2 protein-coding genes are annotated in these 1,486 nt (G+C 69.0%); both read left to right on the top strand.

The annotated features are described in order from the left end of the window. Positions 1-130: 130 nt before the first annotated feature. Positions 131-430, top strand: a complete 300-nt coding sequence (locus tag ACWCQM_RS40915) for a hypothetical protein (protein ID WP_450920138.1) — start codon at positions 131-133, stop codon at positions 428-430. Positions 431-664: 234 nt separating this feature from the next. Continuing rightward, complete coding sequence (locus tag ACWCQM_RS40910; protein ID WP_450920137.1) at positions 665-1,042, top strand: hypothetical protein; 378 nt, start codon at positions 665-667, stop codon at positions 1,040-1,042. Positions 1,043-1,486 lie beyond the last annotated feature (444 nt).

The following is a 1,486-nucleotide window of genomic DNA, read 5'->3' as shown; positions in this document are numbered from 1 at the left end:
CCCTGGTCAGACCCCCTTTTCCGCTAGGTGATCCGGCCCAACACTGGTAATATAGAGCTTGTTGGAAGGGGATGGCGCCCCGGACAACGAGAACCCCTCGAAACCCACATCGTTACAGGACGTGATTCCTATGGCACCGAAGAAGGTCGAGACGGCGGCGGAGGCTCGCAGCTTCGCGGAATGGGTAGAACTGACCGGGCCGACAGAGGTGATGACCTACGACGACGGAACGACGTTCTTCCGGGTCGTGCGAGTGATTGAGTCGCGCCACGTTGAGACTTTCGACTCCCGGGTGCGGGTTTGCCGCCTGGGTGTCTTGCGTCAGCCGTGGGGTGAGTGGATCTTTGCGTACGACGCCGATGGCCATCTAGTGGCGCTTTGGGCTAGTTCGCGACCGAACTGGGTTCGCGCGCTCATTGACTTGCCCTAAGCGCCGCTTGAGCCCCTGTCGATCGTGACGACAGGGGTCCGTGCGCGCTAGCCCTATGCGTGCCAACTGCGCGCGAAGCCTTCCAGAAGAGATCACGGGGGCTTCTGAAGAATGCCTGTTCAGAGCCCCTTTTCGCTAGGTGATCAGGCCCAATGCTGGTAATATTGAACTTGTTGTAAGGGGGTGGCACCCCGGACAACGAGAACCCCTCGAAACCCACACCCGGAGGAACCCATGAGCGAGCAGATCACCCCCGAGCGTCAGGCGGAGGCGATCGGCCGCACGGTCTACCAGGCCATGCGCGCCGAGATGATCGAAGCGTCCAGCCAGCGGGAGGGCGTCGACGCCCCTCTACTCATGGCGGGGCTGGAGATCGAAGCGACCTACCAGGCCGCCCGCCAGGCGCTGACGAAGGCCCGCGCCGAGCGTCAGAACGTGCTCTACGCCATGTGGCGCGCGAACAGGGACCCCCGGGCCGTCGCGGCCTTGCTGCCTGCCACCGTCAAAGCCGCCACCGTGCGTACGGCCGTGGTCAAGCTTGCGCCCAGCCAGGACTTCGAGGCCCTGCCGCTGTGGCGCACAGACGACGAGGAGGCCGACGCCACCAACTGACCCCCCCCCGCCCGGCCCGGCCGGGTCACCGCCGAGCGCGTGAAGGGGGCTCAGGAGGCTGAGCCCGCATACCCTCGAAGGGGCGGACGCCACGCAGGTGTCCGCCCCCTTCGGCTTGCCCATGCGGCGGTGGGCGCCGACGGACCGCCGAGGCTTCGCCGGTCGCGCACGAGGGGTAGTGGACCCGGCGCGAGCGACGGCCGCACGGTGGGGCCGGCGGACGGTGCGCCGCTCGACGGTCCGGCACCCGGCCTCCGGCCGGGTGTGAGGGGCGCTCCCGCGCCACCCCCTCACGCACCCCAGGCGCCCGTGGCCGGGCCGGGCGCGGAGCGCCGTGGTGGTGCCAGGTCGTGGGCGCCGGCTCCGGCGTCGGGGCGCAGCCCGGTGCGCAGCGCCGTGGTGGTGCACCCGTCCTTCGGCCGGGTGCTGGGGGCTTCTCGCCCC

Source organism: Streptomyces sp. NPDC002125 (assembly GCF_053593715.1).
The sequence above is the reverse complement of the archived record's forward strand: the minus strand, read 5'-3'. Positions and strand labels throughout refer to the sequence as shown.

Excerpts from the sequence above, each read along its gene's own strand:
- ACWCQM_RS40910 (WP_450920137.1), top strand. The coding sequence starts at position 665 with ATGAGCGAGCAGATCACCCCCGAGCGTCAGGCGGAGGCGATCGGCCGC.
- ACWCQM_RS40915 (WP_450920138.1), top strand. The coding sequence starts at position 131 with ATGGCACCGAAGAAGGTCGAGACGGCGGCGGAGGCTCGCAGCTTCGCG.